This is a genomic window from Phytomonospora endophytica (assembly GCF_014202425.1).
Taxonomy (GTDB): domain Bacteria; phylum Actinomycetota; class Actinomycetes; order Mycobacteriales; family Micromonosporaceae; genus Phytomonospora; species Phytomonospora endophytica.
The window spans coordinates 189,540-204,930 of sequence record NZ_JACHGT010000007.1 but is presented as its reverse complement, the minus strand read 5'-3'; the positions used below and the strand labels follow the sequence as shown (position 1 = coordinate 204,930).

General features: G+C 68.9%; 17 protein-coding genes. 16 read left to right on the top strand and 1 reads right to left on the bottom strand.

Features of this window, described 5'->3' with window-relative positions:
• From HNR73_RS17535 to HNR73_RS17500, 8 genes are all read left to right on the top strand, one after another.
• The gene (locus HNR73_RS17535) at positions 1–2,052 is read left to right on the top strand and encodes a hypothetical protein (protein WP_184788569.1); all 2,052 of its coding nucleotides are present in this window, start codon (positions 1–3) and stop codon (positions 2,050–2,052) included.
• A 34-nt stretch (positions 2,053–2,086) separates the two neighbouring features.
• Entirely contained in the window at positions 2,087–3,607 is a 1,521-nt protein-coding gene (gene dop / locus HNR73_RS17530; RefSeq protein ID WP_373316637.1) for a depupylase/deamidase Dop, read from the top strand.
• A gap of 100 nt (positions 3,608–3,707) precedes the next feature.
• Positions 3,708–3,926 carry a ubiquitin-like protein Pup gene (locus tag HNR73_RS17525; protein WP_184788568.1) on the top strand — a complete coding sequence of 73 codons (219 nt, stop codon included), beginning with the start codon at positions 3,708–3,710 and terminating at the stop codon, positions 3,924–3,926.
• A 302-nt stretch (positions 3,927–4,228) separates the two neighbouring features.
• Positions 4,229–4,609, top strand: coding sequence for a hypothetical protein (locus HNR73_RS17520; RefSeq protein WP_184788567.1), 381 nt, complete (start codon positions 4,229–4,231; stop codon positions 4,607–4,609).
• Entirely contained in the window at positions 4,606–5,445 is an 840-nt protein-coding gene (gene prcB, locus HNR73_RS17515; RefSeq protein WP_373316638.1) for a proteasome subunit beta, read from the top strand. Before HNR73_RS17520 ends, prcB begins: the two co-directional genes overlap by 4 nt.
• Positions 5,446–5,489: 44 nt before the next feature.
• A complete protein-coding gene (gene prcA, locus HNR73_RS17510) occupies positions 5,490–6,332 on the top strand; it encodes a proteasome subunit alpha (RefSeq protein WP_184788566.1) in 843 nt (280 codons plus the stop codon).
• Positions 6,333–6,492: 160 nt separating this feature from the next.
• Positions 6,493–7,854: a Pup--protein ligase gene (gene pafA / locus HNR73_RS17505; protein WP_184788565.1), complete on the top strand. Its 1,362-nt coding sequence runs from the start codon at positions 6,493–6,495 to the stop codon at positions 7,852–7,854.
• Between the two features lie 109 nt (positions 7,855–7,963).
• A complete protein-coding gene (locus HNR73_RS17500; protein ID WP_221331013.1) occupies positions 7,964–8,239 on the top strand; it encodes a hypothetical protein in 276 nt (91 codons plus the stop codon).
• Between the two features lie 42 nt (positions 8,240–8,281).
• Here the strand turns inward: HNR73_RS17500 and HNR73_RS17495 are convergent, their stop codons facing one another.
• Positions 8,282–9,367: a DUF3866 family protein gene (locus HNR73_RS17495; RefSeq protein ID WP_184788564.1), complete on the bottom strand. Its 1,086-nt coding sequence runs from the start codon at positions 9,365–9,367 to the stop codon at positions 8,282–8,284.
• A gap of 79 nt (positions 9,368–9,446) precedes the next feature.
• Here HNR73_RS17495 and HNR73_RS17490 point away from each other — a divergent pair, with 79 nt between their 5' ends.
• From HNR73_RS17490 to HNR73_RS17455, 8 genes are all read left to right on the top strand, one after another.
• Positions 9,447–10,442 (top strand): helix-turn-helix transcriptional regulator, encoded by a 996-nt coding sequence (locus tag HNR73_RS17490; protein ID WP_184788563.1) that lies wholly within the window; start codon positions 9,447–9,449, stop codon positions 10,440–10,442.
• Entirely contained in the window at positions 10,439–11,401 is a 963-nt protein-coding gene (locus tag HNR73_RS17485; protein ID WP_203686751.1) for a helix-turn-helix transcriptional regulator, read from the top strand. Before HNR73_RS17490 ends, HNR73_RS17485 begins: the two co-directional genes overlap by 4 nt.
• 10 nt (positions 11,402–11,411) lie before the next feature.
• Positions 11,412–11,636 carry a hypothetical protein gene (locus tag HNR73_RS17480; RefSeq protein WP_184788562.1) on the top strand — a complete coding sequence of 75 codons (225 nt, stop codon included), beginning with the start codon at positions 11,412–11,414 and terminating at the stop codon, positions 11,634–11,636.
• A gap of 177 nt (positions 11,637–11,813) precedes the next feature.
• On the top strand, positions 11,814–12,086 hold the full coding sequence (gene tatA / locus HNR73_RS17475; protein WP_184788561.1) for a Sec-independent protein translocase subunit TatA: 273 nt from the start codon (positions 11,814–11,816) through the stop codon (positions 12,084–12,086).
• A gap of 23 nt (positions 12,087–12,109) precedes the next feature.
• Complete coding sequence (tatC, locus tag HNR73_RS17470; protein ID WP_239122294.1) at positions 12,110–13,069, top strand: twin-arginine translocase subunit TatC; 960 nt, start codon at positions 12,110–12,112, stop codon at positions 13,067–13,069.
• A gap of 76 nt (positions 13,070–13,145) precedes the next feature.
• Entirely contained in the window at positions 13,146–13,544 is a 399-nt protein-coding gene (locus tag HNR73_RS17465) for a hypothetical protein (RefSeq protein ID WP_184788560.1), read from the top strand.
• Between the two features lie 42 nt (positions 13,545–13,586).
• A complete protein-coding gene (locus HNR73_RS17460) occupies positions 13,587–14,810 on the top strand; it encodes a GNAT family N-acetyltransferase (protein ID WP_184788559.1) in 1,224 nt (407 codons plus the stop codon).
• The gene (locus HNR73_RS17455; protein ID WP_184788558.1) at positions 14,810–15,379 is read left to right on the top strand and encodes a GNAT family N-acetyltransferase; all 570 of its coding nucleotides are present in this window, start codon (positions 14,810–14,812) and stop codon (positions 15,377–15,379) included. The genes HNR73_RS17460 and HNR73_RS17455 overlap by 1 nt, the downstream gene beginning before the upstream one ends.
• The last annotated feature ends 12 nt before the right edge of the window (positions 15,380–15,391 follow it).

The window sequence follows — 15,391 nt, the reverse complement described above, 5'->3', positions numbered from 1 at the left end:
ATGCTGACCGAGACCCGGTCGCCCGCGAGGACCACGACGGCGGCCAAAGGCACCGCCACACCACCGCACCGCCATCCCGCCGTCCGCGTCGCCGTCTGGCTCGCCGCCGCCTGGGCGATCCCCGCGCTCGCGCACCTCCTCGGCGCCGATGTCGTCATGCTTCCCGTCATCTGGGTCGCCACCGCGACGCTCATGCGCACCGGGACGCGTCTCCTCGACCGCCTCATCCCCGCGCTCGGGCTCACCTGCGGCGCCGTGATGCTCCTCGGCTTCCTGACGACGTACTGGCCGTGGGGGCTGCATCCGATTCCCATGAGCGGGACGGCCTTCACGATCCTCGTCGCCGTGGCCGTGTTCACCGGCCGCCGGCCACGCCTGCCGCTGCGCCCGCACGGGACCGACCTCGTCCTCGCCGTCGGCGCCGTCCTCACCACTTACCTTGCGGCGGCCCCGACCCTGGCCACCACCCGCCTGGGCTGGACCGCCTACGCGGCCATCAGCGGCGACCGGCTGCGCCAGTTCAACCTCTTCGACACGATTCGCGCCATCGGCGGCTACCCCGCGCTCAACCCGGAGGCAGCCGGGCCGATCCTCGAATCGAGCATGCTGCCGGCGTACCCGCCGGGCATGCACTACGTGCTCGCGACCATCGACGCCTACATCACCGGCGGCAACAACCCCGGCAGCGCCCTGGACGCCCTGCAGCGCTACCACTGGTACGTCACCATCGGGTTCGGCCTGATGGTCCTCACGACGGCCTGGGCGGCTCGCTGGATCGCCGGGCCGCAGGCGGCGGGCTGGAAGCGCGCGCTGATCACCAGCACCGTCGTCCTGTTCGTCTCCACCGGCATCTTCAGCACCATGGTCTGGGAGGGCTTCGACGCGCAGATCGTCGGCCTGGCCTTCCTCGCCATCCTCCTCGCCGTGCTGGCGCGGCCGCCGAAGCACCTCGGCGAGCACATCGTTCTCGCGGGCACCCTCACGGTCGCGGTCACCTACAGCTACACGCTCTACGCCGCCTTCGCCGGCATCGCGATCCTGGCGACCGTCGTGACGCAATGGCGGCGCCTGAAGGCGCGGCCGGTGCTCACCATCGCGCTGGGCGCCTTCTTCGGCCTCGCCGCGTCCATGCAGGTGCTGATCCCCTACATCCGCGGCTTCGACGGCGCGCACCACGTCAACGCGACCGGCTTCATCGTCCCGATGCCGAAGGTCATCCTCTACGCGTGCCTGGCGCTGGCGGCCGTCGCGGTGTTCACGCCGAACCTCCGCCGCAGTCCCCGGCTGCAGATCCTCGCCGCGACCAGCGTCGGCGGCCTGCTCTTCGCGATCGGCCTGCGCGCCTACAACGTCGCCTACATCGGCACCGGCTCGTACTACTACGAGAAGGTCCTCCAGGCGCTCGTGCTGATCCTCGTCATCACCGCCGGGGCCGCCCTCGTCCACGTCCGGCCGCCCACGTGGTGGCGTTACGCGACGAGCGGGCGCACCCGTGGCCTGATCGCGTCGACGGCGGCGGTCGCCTTCGCGCTGTTCATCACCGGGGCCCTGCCCACCGGCACGCCCCCGGCCTACAACGGCGCCGCCCACCAGCCCGGTCCGGACACCACCTGGATCAGCGTCTGGGGCAGCGGCCAGATCCACTCCTCGGTGAGCAACACCCTCGAATACCTCGACGAGCACGGCCTCACCGCCGACGGCGTGCCCACCCAGGTCGTGTTCACGCCCAACGGCGGCAACAACCAGCACCTGACGCTCATCCTCGCCATGCTCAACCGCAACCTCGGCGGGCTCTACCGGCAGGTCTACGGCGTCGAGCTCGACGGCCTCAACGGGCACGACCCGGCCCTGCCGCTGAGCGCCGAGAGCCAGGCGAGCCTCGACCTGTACGAACTCGTCGTCAGCGAGAGCACCGTGCCGCTGCGGGTCCTCACCAACGACGCCAACACCGCCGCCGTGCTCGGGGAGTTCGCCGCCACGAACCCGGGCGCGGGACTCACCGTCCACTACCTCCCCGACATGCCCGGGGAAGGACCACCCGCGCACGCCTGACACCACGGGGCCTCAAGGCGTCTAGGCTCGGTGCATGACCGTACGCCGCATCATGGGCACCGAGGTCGAATACGGCATCTCGGTACCGGGACAGCCCGGCGCCAACCCGATGGTGACCTCGTCCCAAATCGTCAACGCCTACGGAGCCCGGCCGGAGCTGGCCAAGGGGGGCCGGGCCAGATGGGACTACGAGGAGGAATCCCCGTTGCGCGACGCACGGGGCTTCACCTACACCGGTGCCATGTACGACCCCGCCGAAACCCTCGCCGACGAAGATCTCGGACTCGCCAACGTCATCCTGACCAACGGGGCCCGCCTCTACGTGGACCACGCCCACCCCGAGTACTCGACGCCCGAGGTCACCAACCCCCGTGACCTCGTCTTGTGGGACAAGGCCGGCGAGCGCGTGATGGCCGAGGCGTCCCGGCGGGCGGCGACCGTGCCGGGGAACCCGCAGATCAACCTCTACAAGAACAACACCGACAACAAGGGCGCCAGCTACGGCGCTCACGAGAACTACCTGATGAGCCGCGCGACCCCGTTCGCCGACATCGTCGCCTATCTGACGCCGTTCTTCGTGACCCGCAACGTCGTCACCGGGGCCGGCCGGGTCGGCATCGGCGCCGACGGCAGCCGGGCGGGGTTCCAGATCTCCCAGCGCGCCGACTTCTTCGAAGTCGAGGTCGGTCTGGAGACCACCCTCAAGCGCCCGATCATCAACACCCGCGACGAGCCGCACGCCGACGCCGACAAGTACCGCCGCCTGCACGTCATCATCGGCGACGCGAACATGTCGGAGATCTCGACCTATCTCAAGATGGGCACCACCGCGCTCATCCTGGCGATGATCGAGGACAAGGCCCTCACCGGGGAGCTGTCCATCGTCGACCCGGTCGGCGAGCTCAAGGCCATCAGCCACGACCCGAGCCTGCAGCACAAGGTCCGTCTGCGCGACGGGCGCCGGATGACGGCCGTGCAGGTGCAGTGGGAGTTCTTCGAGCGCGCGAAGGCCTATGTGGCCGACCGTCTCGGTGCCGACGCCGACGAGGTGACCCTCGACATCCTCGCCCGCTGGGAGAGCGTCCTGGACCGCCTTGAGCGCGATCCGATGCTCTGCGCCAACGAGCTGGACTGGGTCGCGAAACTGCGGATCCTCAACGGTTACCGCGATCGCGAGCAGCTGTCGTGGGAGAACCCGAAGCTTCAGCTGGTCGATCTCCAGTACTCCGACGTCCGCGCGGGCAAGGGGCTGTACAACCGGCTCGTCGCCCGTGGTGCGATGAAGACCCTGTTCACCGAGGACGAGATCCGCGACGCCATGGGGCTGCCCCCGACCGACACGCGCGCCTACTTCCGCGGCCGTTGCCTGGCCAAGTACGGCACCGAGGTCGTCGCGGCCAGCTGGGACTCGGTCATCTTCGACGTGGGAGCCGAGTCGCTGGTGCGCGTGCCGATGATGGAGCCCGAGCGTGGGACCGAGGCCCACGTCGGCGCCCTGTTCGACCGCTGCGCCTCGGCGAAGGACCTGCTGGACATCATCACCGGAGGTCGGTGACCGGACACATTGGACCGGCGCTCGGGACGCGCGATCGTCGGATCTTCGCGGTACGGTCGACACACCACACGGTTAGCACACCAGTACAGGAGGAGCCGACATGGCAACGAAGGACACGGGCGGGCAGTCCCAGTCATCGCGGTCCCGTCAGAGCGAGGAAGTCGACGAGACGGCGGCACCGGAGGTCAATCCGGAAATTGCCGAAAGGCACGAGGAACTGACTGAAGACGTCGATGATCTGCTCGATGAAATTGATGAGGTCCTCGAAGTCAACAGTGCTGAGTTTGTCCGCTCTTTCGTACAAAAGGGCGGCCAGTAACATCCCGGTATGTCCGATTTGAAGCTGTGCGAATCGGACATACCGGGCTAGATTCGGGGGTTGCAACGGGAAATGCGGCGACGATTGAAAAGAAATGTCGACGCGGTGGGGAACAGCTCCCGGTCAACGTGTTTGTTTCGGCCAGACGAGGTGAATGCGGCGAGGGAGTCATGGTAGGCCGTGCGGTTCGGCGAATGTGCGAGCGTGTTACGCCAGGCTGCGCGCGGAGCAGGGCTTGGGGGGCAAGGCCGTCCGGGGGAAGGGGCCGGCCGATCGCGACGGGCCGCGAATGTGCCGCGGGTGTGAGCGGTGGACGCCACTGGAGGAGTACCCGCGTTCTCCGCGGGATCTGTCGGCGGCGTCGGCCGCCGTACCACGTCGACCACGAGTCGGGGAAGATCCGTGGTCTGCCGTGCTTCGGCCGCGACAACGGGCTGGGGCACTTCAAGGACGACGTCGAGGTGACGCGCGCGGCGGTCGAGTACGTGATCGACCACTACGGTTACCGCGAGGACGCGCGCCACGTTCCTGACGACATGGTCGATCCAAAGGGGACCTGGGTGTCGCCCGACGAGGAGATGTCGGCAGAGGCCCTTCGTGCGATTCTCGGTAACCTTGAGCGGCCCGGCCCGGCCGGGGAAAGTTTGGAACGTGACTCGAGCACAGGAAGAGGGAGCCCGTGACCACTGGAGCAGACTTCCCAGGGCGGATGCCGGCGGCGTTCAGCGCGACCGGTTCGTCGTCGTTCGCCGAGTTCCTGCAGGCGGCGGCGCCGGAGTATCTTCCGGGGCGGCGCGCCCTGCCGCCGGGGGATCTGTCGCACGCCTCGGCGCACGCGACGACGATCGTGGCGATGACCTACGCCGACGGTGTGGTGATGGCCGGTGACCGGCGGGCGACGCAGGGGAACCTGATCGCCAGCCGCGACATCGAGAAGGTCTTCGCCTCCGACATGTACTCCCTGGTGGGATTCGCCGGTTCGGCGGGCATCGGGATCGAGCTGGTGCGCCTGTTCCAGGTGGAGCTGGAGCACTTCGAGAAGATCGAGGGGACCCCGTTGTCCCTGCACGGCAAGGCCAACCGGCTCGCGACGATGGTGCGCGGCAACCTGTCGGCGGCCATGCAGGGCCTGGCGGCGGTGCCGCTGTTCGCCGGTTATGACCTGGACTCGCGGGAGCCGGGCAAGGCGGGCCGGATCTTCAGCTACGACGTGATCGGCGGCCTCTACGAGGAGCGCGACTACGACGGCATCGGTTCGGGTTCGCTGTTCGCGCGTTCGGCGCTCAAGAAGCGCTTCCGGCCCGGCGCGGACGCCGACACGGCCGTGAAGTGGGCGGTGGAGTCGCTCTACGACGCCGCCGACGAGGACAGCGCGACCGGTGGCCCGGACCTGACCCGGGGCCTGTTCCCGGTGGTGATGCTGGCGTCGGCCGACGGCACGGTGCGGATCTCGGACGCGGAGGTCGAGCGTCTCGCGCGGGATGTGATCGGGGAGAGGTCGGATTATCCCGGGCGTTAGGTCCGGCAGTCGTTCACCGTTGTCTTCGAAGGGAGTTAGTCGTCGTGGCCATGCAGTTCTACACCTCGCCCGAGCAGATCATGCGGGACCGTTCGGAGTACGCCCGTAAGGGCATCGCCCGCGGTCGCAGTGTGGTGGTGTTGAGTTTCGCCGGTGGTGTTCTATTCGTCGCGGAGAATCTGTCGACCGCGCTGCACAAGATCAGTGAGATCTATGACCGGATCGGTTTCGCGGCCGTGGGCCGCTATAACGAGTTCGAGAATCTGCGGGCCGCCGGTGTGCGCATGGCGGACCTGCGGGGTTACGCCTATGACCGCCGTGACGTGACCGCGTGGCCTTTGGCGAATGTGTTCGCGCAGAACCTGGGCGCCATCTTCACCGAGTCGACGAAGCCCTTCGAGGTGGAGGTCTGTGTCGCCGGTGTGGGCGCCTCGCCCGAGGACGATGAGCTCTACCGGCTGACCTACGACGGCTCGATCAACGATGAGCCCGGTTTCGTGGCGATGGGCGGCCAGTCGGAGCAGATCGGCGCCGTGGTGCGTGAGCACCACCGGGTCGAGGCGGACCTGGAGGAGGCGCTGCGGTTGGCGGTGCGCGCTCTGGGCAGCGTCGGTGGCGAGGGTGGCGCGCAGCGCGAGCTGAAGGCCGACCAGCTGGAGGTGGCGATCCTGGAGCGCGAGCGTCCCGGCCGTACCTTCCGGCGCATCCGCGGGGCCGCCCTGTCGGCCCTCGTGGCACCGGCCGAGCCCGAGGTGGAGGTCGTGATCCCCGACGACGCGCCCGAGGCGGAGTCGACGCCGGCCGAGCCCGTCCCGGCCGAGCCGGCGGAGGACATTGTGGACGTCGAGGAGGCGTCCGAAAAGGACGGTGGGGACGAGAAGTCCTAGCCCTTTTCGTGTGCTGTGACGTTTTGGCTGCCCGGCGCCCGCGATGAGCGCCGGGCACGCTGTGTTCGCGTTCGGTGGCATGGTGACGGTGTGTCGCGCCGCCGAAAACAGTCTGGCTCGACACTGTGGACTTGTCGGCTTCGACCGGTAGTGTCGTCGCATGGACAGGCGGATTTTCGGTCTGGAGACCGAGTACGGTGTGACCTGTACGTTCCGTGGACAGCGTCGGCTCTCGCCGGATGAGGTGGCGCGGTACCTGTTCCGGCGTGTGGTGAGCTGGGGCCGGTCGAGCAATGTGTTCCTGCGGAACGGGGCGCGCTTGTACCTGGATGTGGGTTCGCATCCGGAGTACGCGACGCCGGAATGCGACTCGGTGGTCGAGTTGGTGAAGCACGACCGGGCGGGTGAGCGGATCCTGGAGGGTCTGCTGATCGACGCCGAGCGTCGTCTTCATGACGAGGGCATCGCCGGGGACATCTATCTGTTCAAGAACAACACCGACTCGGCGGGCAATTCCTATGGGTGCCACGAGAATTTCCTCGTCTCGCGACACGGGGAATTCGGTCGCCTCGCCGACATTCTCATTCCCTTCCTGGTCACCCGTCAGCTGATCTGTGGTGCCGGGAAGGTCTTGCAGACACCGCGTGGCGCGGTCTACTGCCTTTCACAGCGCGCCGAGCACATTTGGGAAGGTGTGTCGTCGGCGACGACGCGTTCGCGTCCGATCATCAACACCCGCGACGAACCGCACGCCGACGCCGAGCGTTACCGCCGGCTGCACGTGATCGTCGGCGACTCGAACATGAACGAGGTGACGACGCTGCTGAAGGTGGGCAGCGCCGATCTCGTGCTGCGGATGATCGAGTCGGGCGTGGCGATGCGGGACCTGACGCTGGAGAACCCGATCCGCGCCATTCGCGAGGTCTCCCACGACGTCACCGGCCGCCGCAAGGTCCGGCTGGCCAACGGGCGTGAGGCGAGTGCTCTGCAGATCCAGCAGGAGTATCTGATGAAGGCCGCCGACTTCGTGGAGCGCCGGGGTGGCGATGAGACCGCCAAGCGGGTCGTGGAGTTGTGGGGGAGGGTTCTGGCGGCGGTCGAGTCGGAGAACCTGTCGGCGGTCGAGCGTGAGATCGACTGGGTGGCGAAGTTGAAGTTGATCGAGCGGTACCGGGCGAAGAACGGTGACATGCCGATGTCTTCGCCGCGGGTCGCGCAGCTGGACCTGGCCTATCACGATGTTCGGCGTGGTCGCGGGTTGTACTACCTGCTGGAGCGCCGCGGGATGGTGGACCGGATCGCCAACGATGTGGAGATCTTCGAGGCGAAGGAGCGTCCGCCGCAGACGACTCGCGCGCGGTTGCGCGGCGAGTTCATCCGCAAGGCGCAGGAGCGTCGGCGTGATTTCACCGTCGACTGGGTGCACCTGAAGCTCAATGACCAGGCGCAGCGGACCGTGCTGTGCAAGGATCCGTTCCGTTCGCGTGACGAGAGGGTGGATAAGCTGATCGCTGGCATGTGACCGGCGTCGATGGTGGTGGTGTGTGATGGGTGCTTCTGATCCGAAGCGTGCGGGGTCCCCGGACGGTGGGGATGTCGCGGAGGGCGCTGAGGTGCCGTCGGCGGCGGACGTGGATCGGGACGCCGGTGTCGAGACCGCCGCCGGTGAGCGCACCGACCGCACCGACCGCACCGAGGAGTCTCTCGGGCCGCGTTTGGAGCGTGGGGTGTTGGGGGCGACGGTCTCCGGTGAGCGGAAGGTCTCGCGGCTGGAGAAGCGCCGTGCGAGGATCCGTGAGGAGATCGAGCGGAACCGGCGTGGCGATCACAAGATCCCGACCTGGGTTCTGGCGGTGGCGCTGGTCGTGTTCATCGCGGGCTGGGTCGCGCTGATCGTCTTCGCCTGATCGTTTTTTCGAGGCGGCGGACCTTCGGGTCCGCCGCCTTCGTCATGCCCTGGGGAGGAGTCGCGCGGCGTGGCGTCCGGCGGCGGCGCTGGTCAGGAAGTAGGCGTGGTCGGCGTCGAGGCCGCGGCCCATGGTGGAGAGCTTGACGGGCAGGGCCCGGAGGGCCTCGTCGAGGCCGGTGACGTCGACGGTGACGACGCGGTGCCGGGTCAGGGCGGGTAGCTGGCCGTCGATCACCTCGCGTAGCGCGGGGTCGAGTTCGGCGGGCAGCACGAGGTCGGCCGGGACGAGCGCGACTCTGCCGTAGGCGGTGAGGTTGTGGTGTGAGATGCCCTGGTGACGGTCGCGTTTGTCGGCGTCGGTGACGCGCAGCGCGCCGACCGGCCGTCCGCCGAGCACGGTGGTGGCGTTGACGGCCTCGCCGGTGCTGGTCCCGGAGAAGCCCCAGGTGGTTCCGGTGCCGAGGTTGCCGGGTCCCTGGGTGGTGATGGTGATGTCGGCGCCGAGGGCGTGGCGGGCGGCGAGGAGCCCGGTGTGGATGTTGGTGGACTCCAGGTCGCCGCCGAAGGCCTGGCCGGTGGTCACGGTTCCGGCGAGGTGGGGGCGCAGCGCGTCGAGGGTGCGGGAGAACGCTGCCGGGAGCGCTCCGCCGTCGGTCATGACGTAGGCGACGCGGGCGTCGGGCCGGGTGGCGTGTACTCCGGCGAGGATGGCCGGCAGTGCGCTGTGCAGGTCGGCGGCGACGACCGGCATGCCGCCGATGTCGTCGGCGGTGGCGAGGGTGTCGCGGTGGGGTGAGGCCTCCTCGTCGGCGGCGAGGAGCATCGTCTGCAGCGGTGTGTAGCGGGCTTTGACGATGTGCCCGACGGGGTCGGTGTCTTCCGGGAGCCGGTCGGGGATGGCGATGACGTGCGCGTATCCGCCGGTGCCGAGGCCGGCTTTGAGGGCGTTGGTGTTGAGGACGACGCGATCGCCGGGCAGTGGCGTTCCGACGAGTTCGGTGTAGGCCAGGGCTTTGACGTGTTCGGGATCGTCGGGGGCGCGCCGGTCGAGTTCGATGTCGAGCTCGACGGCTCCCGTCCATGTGTTCCGGTGTCGGGTCACGGTTCCGGTTCGCCATCGCACCACGGCCTGGAGGTTAGCAGGGTCGGGTGAGTTGGCTGGCCGGCGGAGGTGGCGCCGGCGTGGCGGCTGCTAGTTTCGGTGTGTGTCGCGTACTCGTACTGAGCGCCTGGTCAATTTGGTGATCTGCCTGTTGTCGACGCGGCGGTTCCTCACCGCCGCCGAGATCGCCCGTACTGTGCCCGGATATGAGCACGATGCGCGTGATTCGCGTGCGCATGAGGCTTTTCAGCGGAAGTTCGAGAGAGACAAGGCCGAGTTGCGCGACCTGGGCATCCCGGTCGAGACGGGTACGACGAGCGTCTTCGACACCGAGGCCGGGTACCGGATCGCACGCCGGGACTACGAGCTCCCCGAATTGTCCTTTGTGGCCGATGAGGCCGCCGCGCTCGGTGTGGCGGCGAGGCTCTGGCTGCACGCGGGTCTGGCCTCGACGGCCTCGGCCGCTCTGGCGAAGCTGCGCGCGGGCGGCGCCGAGGTCGACGTGTCGGGTGTTCCCTATGACGACATCGCGCCGGTGAGCACGGTCGATGAGGCACTGGCTCCGATGCTCGCGGCTGTCAACGTTCGCCGTGTCGTGGAGTTCGCCTACCGGGCCCCCAGTGCCGATGTGCCCGCCAAGCGCCGCCTCCAGCCGTGGGGCGTGGTGTGCTGGCGCGGCCGCTGGTACGTCGTCGGGCACGACGTGGACCGTGCGGCCGAACGCTGCTTCCGTCTGTCGCGGATCGTCGGCGTGGTCAACGCGGTGGGAGAGAAGGCCGCCTATGAGATCCCCGCCGACTGTGACCTCATCGCCCACGTCGCCGATTCGCCCCAGGGCCGGGCGGTCACCTCGCGCCGGGCCACCCTGCGGGTGCGCCCCGGACGTGCCGCCGGAGTCCGTCGCCGCGCGGTGCAGATCCTGCCCCGCGCCGGCGCGGTCGACCGGATCGTCGTTCCGTACACCGACGCGCGTTCCCTGGCCACGCGCCTGCTCCGTTACGGGCCCGACGTCGTCGTGGAGGATCCGCCGGAGGTCCGCAAGGAGATCGTGTCGTTGCTGACCGAGATGGCCGAGTCGGTTCCGGCGGTGGCGCGGTGAGCGTGTCGGCGCCGAGCAGGCTGGCACGTCTGCTGAACCTCGTCCCCTATCTCCAGACGCGTCCGGGCATCCGGGTGGTGGAGGCCGCCGCCGAGCTCGGGGTCACCGAGGCCCAGCTTCGCGACGACCTGACCCTGCTGTGGATGTGCGGGCTGCCCGGCTACGGGCCCGGTGACCTCATCGACATGTCCCTCGACGAGGAGACGGTCACCATCACCTTCGGGGCCGAGCTGAACCGGCCCTTGCGCCTCAACTCCGACGAGGCCCTCGCCCTGATCGTCGCGCTGCGGCTGCTCGCCGAGACCCCCGGGCTCCGTGACGTCGACGCCGTCCGCCGGGCCCTCGCCAAGCTCGAATCGGCCTGTGGGGACGCCGCCGACGCCGCCACGCGCGTCGAGGTGAGCCTGCGGGCCGCCGACGGGTGGGTCCCGCAGATCAGGAACGCGCTGCGCCGTCAGAAGGCCCTGCGCATCACCTACTACACCGCCGGCCGGGACGCCTCCAGTGAGCGCGTCGTGGACCCGATGCGGCTGCTGGTCGTCGACGACTTCACCTACCTGGAGGCCTGGTGCCGCCGGGCCGAGGGCATGCGCCGCTTCCGGCTCGACCGGATCGACGCCCTCGCCGAGCTGGAGGAGGCCTCCGCGCCGCCGCCGCAGGCGCGGACCTCCGACGTGCGGCTCGGCCTGTTCCAGCCCTCCGACGAGCAACCGGTGGTGACCGTGCGGATCGGGCGCGACTCGCGCTGGATCACCGAGTACTACCGCTGCGAGGACGTGCGGGCCGAAAGCGACGGGCGTTGGCTGGTGTCGCTGCGGGCGGCGAACCTCGACTGGGCGGCGCGTTTCGTGCTCGGTCTCGGCGCCGACGCGCAGGTCGTCGCGCCGGCCGCGCTCGCCGAGCGGGTCGCGGGCGATGTGCGGGCGGCACTCGCCGCCTATGACGAGGCCGACGGGTAGGGTCGGCCACGTGTTCTGGTGGATTATGGGCGGCGCCGTCGCCGCGTCGCTGGTGGTGCTGGTGTTGTTCGCGTTGCCGCTGGTGAAGCGGTTGACGCGGTTGCGCGCCGAGATGGGCGAGCTGCAGGCGAAGGCCGCGCAGGGTGACGCGCTGCGGGTGCGGCTGGAAGCGGTATCGGCCGAGGCGGAGACGGTACGCCAACGACTGGAAAATATCCGTACTGAAGCGCCGTGACATAGGCCACCCAACCGAATGTTTCACGTGAAACGGACATTCGGCCGCTTGACGATCTTTGATTGTCCAGTCAGGATGGCAGCCGGTGCCGCCCCCGGCCGACGGGTGATCCGGCCCGGCGGGGACGATTCAGGACCCGTAGGATTGTGGTCGTCCCCTTATCAGGAGGTGCTGTAAATGGGCGCGCTCAAACCGTGGCACATCATCGTTCTCGTCGTTGTGCTGATCCTGCTGTTCGGTGCCAAGAAGCTGCCCGACGCGGCCCGCGGCCTCGGCCGGTCTCTGCGGATCCTCAAGGCGGAGACGAAGAACCTCCGCGACGAGGCGAAGGCCGACGACGAGATGGACTCGAAGGCCGACGCTCAGCACGCGCGCAAGCCGGCCGCCACCATCGAAGGTGAGGCCGTCTCGCAGCCCGCGCGGGATAAGACCCACGAGGACGGTCGCTGACCGCAGACGCTTAAGACGCTCTCATGGCCCTGAGACTCCGTCGAGGCGACAAGAAGAAGAGCCAGTTCGAGCGGGCCTCCGATGGATCCATGACCCTCATGGACCACCTTCGGGAACTGCGCTCAAGGCTCTTCAAGGCCAGCCTCGGCCTCGTCGTCGGTCTGGCGATCGGCGTTTACTTCGCCACGCCGATCCTCGACTTCATCAACGCCCCCTACTGCGACTTCCAAGAGGCGCAGTGGCTCAAGGACGGCAACGTCGGCGTTTTCAAGTGTGGTTTCAACGCCGTGTCCCCCATCGACACGCTTCTGCTGAACCTGCGCGTCGGACTGTTCGTCGGGTTCATCATCTCGGCGCCGGTGTGGCTCTACCAGTTGTGGGCCTTCGTCGCACCGGGCCTGCACCGGCACGAGCGGAAGTACACCTACCGCTTCGCCGCCGTGGCCGGTCCGCTGTTCATCGCCGGCGCGACCCTCGGCTACTTCGTCATCTCGAAGAGCCTCCAGTTCTTCCTGGGCCTGTCCAGCCAGTACAGCCTGACCGTCGACATCAACGGTTACTACGACTTCGTCACCAACGTCATGCTGCTCTTCGGTGCCGGTTTCGAGTTCCCGCTGCTGGTCGTCGCGCTGAACCTGGTCGGCATCGCCAGCGCGAAACGCCTGCTCGGCTGGTGGCGCATCGCCACCGTCCTGGTGTTCGTGTTCTGCGCCGTGGTCACCCCCACCCCGGACCCCTTCGGGATGACGGCCCTGGCCATTCCCATGGTCGGCATGTACTTCGCCGCCGTCGGTTTCGCGTTCATGCACGACAAGCGCAAGGCCAAGCGCCAGGCCGCGACATGGGGCGAGGTCGACGACGACGAGGCCTCCACGATCGACGACCTCGGCGAGGGTTCCGACGAGCACGCGAGCACCGTCGACGACCCGACACCCGTCAGTCCCGCCGAGCCGCCGAAACGCTACGACGGCGACGCGACCTGACCGGTCCGGTAATACACGTGACACGGGCGCCCGGCGGACTCTTCCGCCGGGCGCCTCGCGCTGCTACGGTGCCCGCATGCCGCGACCCTTACACCTCGTCAACCGCATCCTGCGGGCCGTGCTCATCGTCGTCTCGGCCGGCTCGATCGCGTACTACGTCCTCGGCAACGGTGAGGACTGGGTTCCCGTCGTCTCCGTCGTGACCGTCCTGGTCGCGATCGGTCTGTCCCCGGCGTTGTGGCCGGCGCTGCCCGCGCCCGCCGAGAAACCCGCACCGCCGGTGAGCGCGCCACCGCAGCCCGCCTACCAGGCACCGGCCCAGCACCAGCCCCAGCAACAACAGCAGTACCAGCCGCCGCAGCAGCAGACCTACCCGCAGCAGCAGGCCACCACCTACGGCGGCCACGCCCAGGTTCCGCAGCAGCAGCAGCAACAACAGCAGCAGCAGCAGTGGCCCGGCCAGCACCATCAGTGAAAGCGTTAGACGCCGACACACCCGTGAGGTAGACACACGGGCATGACCGATGATCCGTTCACCCTGCGACCGGGCACCGACAGCGACCTCGAAGCCATCACCGAGACCTTCACGTCGAGCTTCCTGATGGACGACAGTCCCGACTTCGCCGCCGGGATGCGCCACATCTACGAACCGGAGCGATGGCTCATCGCCGAGGACGGTGACCGGGTCATCGGTACCGCGGCGGTCTTCACCCGCGACATGTCGGTCCCGGGCGCGGTCGTCCCCACCGCCCATGTCAGCGGGGTCTCGGTGCGCCCCACCGACCGGCGCCGCGGCGTCCTGTCGGCCATGATGCGCCGCCAGCTCGCCGAGGTCACCGAACCCATCGCCGCCCTGTGGGCCTCTCAGACGGCCCTCTACCGCCGTTACGGCTACCGTGACGCCACCGACCAGGTCACCTACAGCGGCGACCTGCGCCTTCTCGGCGTACCGGAGCCGACCGCGCCGGGACGCGTCCGCGAGATCACCGCCGAGGAGGCGGTGACCGCCCTGGCCCCCGTCTACGCCGAGGCCGTCGGACGGCGGCCCGGCCTGTCGACGCGGCCCGGCGGCTGGTGGGTCAAACGGCTCCACGACCCCGAGAGCGACCGCCACGGCGCCACGGCGCGCCGCGTCGTCGTGCACGAGACGCCCGACGGCGTCATCGACGGGTACGTCCTCTGGCGCGCGGTGATGAACTGGGACCAGACCGGCCCGGTGTACAAGCTGTCCGTCGAGGAGCTCATCGCCCCCGAGACCGACGTCTACCTCGCGCTGTGGGCCTTCCTGGCGAGCCTCGACTTCGCCGCCAGCTTCACCTGGACCCGCGGCGCCTCCCACGACGAGCGCCTCCGGCACCTCGTCGGCGCGCCCCGTCAGCTCCAGCCGCGCTACTCCGAGGGGCTGTGGATCCGGCTGGTCGACGTGCCCGGCGCGCTCACCGCGCGTTCGTACACCACCGACCTCGACGTGGTCCTCGACGTCACCGACCCGATCATCGGTGCCAACGGCGGCCGCTGGCACCTGCTCGTCAAGGGCGACTCCGTCACCTGCGAGCGCACCGAGCGCGAGCCCGACGTGAGCCTCGGCGTCGACGTCCTGGGCGCGGTGTACCTGGGAGGGCGCTCGCTGCGGTTGTACGCCGACCTCGGTGAAGTGGACGAGCATTCGCCGGGAGCGGTCGCCGCCGCCGGGACGGCGTTCTCGTGGCCGGTCGCGCCGTCGGGGATCGAGGTCTTCTGATGACTCTGGAACTCCCGCTGGCCACCGAGCGTCTCGACCTTCGCGCGTTCACCACCGCCGACCTCGACGACGTCCACGCCTACCGCTCGCTGCCGGAGGTGGTGGCGTACTTGTACTGGGGCGCCCAGACCCGCGAGCAGGTCGAGGCGAAACTCGCCGAGGACGCCACGCTGACCGACCTTCGCGGCGACAAGGGCGCCAAGCTGGCCGTCGTCGAGCGGGAGTCGGGCACGGTCATCGGTGAGGTGAGCGTCTTCGGGTTCAGCCCCGAGCTGCGCAGCGCCGAGATCGGCTACGTCTTCCATCCCGCGCACGGCGGGAAGGGCTACGCGAGCGAGGCCGTCCGTGCACTGCTGCGCGCCGCCTTCGAGGATCACGGCCTGCACCGGGTTTTCGCGCGCTGCGACTTCGACAACGCCGCCTCGTGGCGGCTGATGGAGCGGATCGGGATGCGGCGGGAGGCGAAGTTCCTGCGCAACGAGATCATGCCGTACTCGAAGGACCGTCCCGACCCGTGGACGACCGAGCTGGTCTACGCGCTCCTCGACGAGGAGTGGACCGGGTCCTGACGTGCTTGTGGG

Excerpts from the sequence above, each read along its gene's own strand:
- dop (WP_373316637.1), top strand. The coding sequence starts at position 2,087 with ATGACCGTACGCCGCATCATGGGCACCGAGGTCGAATACGGCATCTCG.
- tatA (WP_184788561.1), top strand. The coding sequence starts at position 11,814 with ATGGGCGCGCTCAAACCGTGGCACATCATCGTTCTCGTCGTTGTGCTG.
- HNR73_RS17465 (WP_184788560.1), top strand. The coding sequence starts at position 13,146 with ATGCCGCGACCCTTACACCTCGTCAACCGCATCCTGCGGGCCGTGCTC.
- HNR73_RS17455 (WP_184788558.1), top strand. The coding sequence starts at position 14,810 with ATGACTCTGGAACTCCCGCTGGCCACCGAGCGTCTCGACCTTCGCGCG.
- pafA (WP_184788565.1), top strand. The coding sequence starts at position 6,493 with ATGGACAGGCGGATTTTCGGTCTGGAGACCGAGTACGGTGTGACCTGT.
- tatC (WP_239122294.1), top strand. The coding sequence starts at position 12,110 with ATGGCCCTGAGACTCCGTCGAGGCGACAAGAAGAAGAGCCAGTTCGAG.
- HNR73_RS17535 (WP_184788569.1), top strand. The coding sequence starts at position 1 with ATGCTGACCGAGACCCGGTCGCCCGCGAGGACCACGACGGCGGCCAAA.
- HNR73_RS17460 (WP_184788559.1), top strand. The coding sequence starts at position 13,587 with ATGACCGATGATCCGTTCACCCTGCGACCGGGCACCGACAGCGACCTC.
- HNR73_RS17525 (WP_184788568.1), top strand. The coding sequence starts at position 3,708 with ATGGCAACGAAGGACACGGGCGGGCAGTCCCAGTCATCGCGGTCCCGT.